Origin of the sequence: Neisseria sp. P0019.S003 (assembly GCF_051957115.1) — a bacterium.
In the GTDB taxonomy this organism is placed as follows: Bacteria; Pseudomonadota; Gammaproteobacteria; order Burkholderiales; family Neisseriaceae; genus Neisseria; species Neisseria flavescens_D.
This window is the reverse complement of record NZ_JBQCWT010000117.1, coordinates 1-431: the sequence shown is the minus strand read 5'-3', so window position 1 is coordinate 431 and position 431 is coordinate 1. Positions and strand designations below refer to the sequence as shown.

1 pseudogene is annotated in these 431 nt (G+C 45.0%); it reads right to left on the bottom strand.

What is annotated here, in order from left to right:
- A pseudogene (locus tag ACTHTS_RS11375) lies at nucleotides 1-388 on the bottom strand (hypothetical protein); the annotation flags it as partial.
- Nucleotides 389-431 lie beyond the last annotated feature (43 nt).

Genomic DNA, 431 nt, shown 5'->3' with positions numbered 1-431 from the left:
CAAGAGACTCGCCACCACTAGCATTTGCTTGCTTACCAATAGCTACGTCCATATCTGGGCTTGATGTCGCCCCTCGACCAATTGCAACGGAGGCTTTAGATATATTCGTTGCATTATGACCAATGGCAATACCGTTGTGATTTTTAGCTGTAGCTTCCAAACCAATAGTTACTGATGCATCACCAGTGCCAGTTGCATTAGTACCAACAGCAATTGCGTCATGAGAGACTATATTACTATCGTTGGTTCTGTAAGTGTTTGCACCAGTACCGATATTGATATTGCCCATACCTTGATTGCTACCACTAATATTCCCTGGACTACCTGATTTAATGGTAATCGTACTAGCAGATGTTTCCACACCTGCTTGAGCAGCACTAGAAGCCATCAAAGCACCTGCCACTGCAACTGCAGCAGCTACGGCTTTACGC